This is a genomic window from Actinomycetota bacterium, from assembly GCA_030682655.1.
Lineage (GTDB): Bacteria > Actinomycetota > Coriobacteriia > Anaerosomatales > JAUXNU01 > JAUXNU01.
In genome coordinates this window covers 1-1,875 of sequence record JAUXNU010000033.1, presented here as the reverse complement: position 1 = coordinate 1,875, position 1,875 = coordinate 1, and the positions used below count along the sequence as shown (strand labels likewise).

General features: G+C 65.8%; 4 protein-coding genes. 3 read left to right on the top strand and 1 reads right to left on the bottom strand.

Features of this window, described 5'->3' with window-relative positions:
* A partial coding sequence (locus tag Q8K99_01945; GenBank protein ID MDP2181318.1) for a transposase occupies positions 1-554 on the bottom strand: 554 nt, incomplete at its 3' end.
* A gap of 142 nt (positions 555-696) precedes the next feature.
* Here Q8K99_01945 and Q8K99_01940 point away from each other — a divergent pair.
* The 3 genes from Q8K99_01940 to Q8K99_01930 all read left to right on the top strand — a co-directional run.
* Complete coding sequence (locus Q8K99_01940) at positions 697-972, top strand: type II toxin-antitoxin system Phd/YefM family antitoxin (protein MDP2181317.1); 276 nt, start codon at positions 697-699, stop codon at positions 970-972.
* Positions 969-1,277, top strand: a complete 309-nt coding sequence (locus Q8K99_01935; protein ID MDP2181316.1) for a type II toxin-antitoxin system RelE/ParE family toxin — start codon at positions 969-971, stop codon at positions 1,275-1,277. Before Q8K99_01940 ends, Q8K99_01935 begins: the two co-directional genes overlap by 4 nt.
* A 120-nt stretch (positions 1,278-1,397) precedes the next feature.
* On the top strand, positions 1,398-1,875 hold a 478-nt coding region (locus Q8K99_01930), incomplete at its 3' end, for an alcohol dehydrogenase catalytic domain-containing protein (protein MDP2181315.1).

Genomic DNA, 1,875 nt, shown 5'->3' with positions numbered 1-1,875 from the left:
GCCTCTTGGGCGAGAGGCTCGTCGAAGCGAAGAGCGCGCATCCACACCTCGAAGCGGACCGGCCACTTGTCGCCCGGCCCCGGGTAGCGCTTGCCGTAGCGCATGAGGAAGCTGCGGATGCGCTGCCGCGCGATCCTGCGGTCGGACTTGACCTCCTCGCGCACGCGGATGAGGTCGCGCACGGCCTCCTCGGCGTTCGTGGGCACCCGCACGCACGTGAGCTCGCCGGCGCGGTGGAGTCTCGCGAGGTTGCGCGCGTCGATGCGGTCGGTCTTGACGCGCGAGCCGCTCCTGCGGGGGATGAGCGAGGGCGCGATCACGTCGCAGTCGATCCCGAGCGAACTCACGAGCCGGTGGGTGTCGTACCCGGTCGGGCCCGCCTCGTAGCAGGTGCGAAGCGCCGACGGGTCGGGGTAGCGCCGAAGAAGCCGGCGCACAGCCTCCGGGGTGTTGGGTATCACCCGCTCGTCGACCTCGGTGGTGCCGGGGCGCAGCACCGCCACGGCGATCGTGTCCTTGTGCACGTCGAGCCCGATGTGTGTAAGCTCAGTCATGGCCGGTCCCTCCGTCTGTCGGCGCCGCGGGCGTGTTCCCGCGGACGATCCACGTATACACCGGATCGGGCCGGCCATCTCATAGTGACTAGCCGCACATGTATCTGTGGTACCATATTCACTACCGTAGGAGGTGCCACAAATGAGTGCGATGCCCAACATCATCCCCATCAGCGAACTCCGTCAGGATGCCTCAGCGATTGTGAAGCGCGCGTCCGCTTCCGGCGACCCCGTCTTCATCACTCAGCATGGGCGTGCCTCTGCCGTCCTCGTGAGCGTGGGAACCTATGAGCGCACGCAGCGTGAACTCGAGATCCTCCGGATCTTGGCACAGGGCGAAGCTGACATCGAAGCCGGTGTCGGGTTCGACCTCGACGTGGTGATGGCAGAGGCGGACGAACTCCTGGACCAGTCGTGAAGCGAACGGTCCGGTTCACACCCCCGGCGCGGGCTCAGTTCCTCGCGGCCATCGCGTACATTCGGGCCGACAGGCCCGCTGCGTCTCGGGGCTTCAAGGTACGCGCCCAAGGAAGTCTCACGCATCTGATCGAGTTCCCAGAAGCCGGTCGCGTGATCCCCGAGTACCCGCGGCTCGGCTTCCGCGAAGTCCTGGTGGACTCGTATCGGTTCTTCTATCGGGTGAAGGCGGAGACCATCTGGGTGGTCGGGGTGTGGCACGATGCGCAGATTCCGACTGAGCCGCAGGAGCCAGCTGGCGGCTAACGGCATCCAGCAGAAAGCGCGCCCCGCTCGGGCATTCTCAACAAGGGAGACATCGGGGCGCGCTTCAGCTGATGCCTAGCACGTTGGACCGACATGACAGGAAACGCATAAGGGGGCAGCTTGAAGGCGGTTGTGCAGAGCGAGTACGGCTCACCGGAAGTCCTGGAGTTCAAGGACATCGACAAGCCGGTGGCCAAGGACGATGAGGTGCTCGTGCGTGTGCGCGCGGCAGCCGTGAACCCTCCCGACTGGGCCGGCGTCCACGGCGTGCCGTACATCGTCCGCGCGGCATTCGGGCTGCGCAGGCCGAGGCTCGGTGTTCGCGGCACGGACATGGCGGGAATCGTTGATTCTGTCGGCAGGAACGCGACACGTCTCCGGGTCGGGGATGAGGTCTTCGGCCGTGGCGTCGGCACGTTCGCTGAGTACGCGGTTGCTCCTGAGGAGCACCTTGTGCCTAAGGGTCTGGCACATAATAACCGTCGCGAAACCGCGCTGGCCATGTTACACTTCAACGCATGGATGGAGAGGCCGGCATCAAGGAACGGTTCGAGCTCCTGGCCCCGTTCCTGGATGAGCGCAGCCGACGCCTGGTTGC

Coding starts and splice junctions, on each gene's coding strand:
- Q8K99_01940 (MDP2181317.1), top strand. CDS start 697: ATGAGTGCGATGCCCAACATCATCCCCATCAGCGAACTCCGTCAGGAT.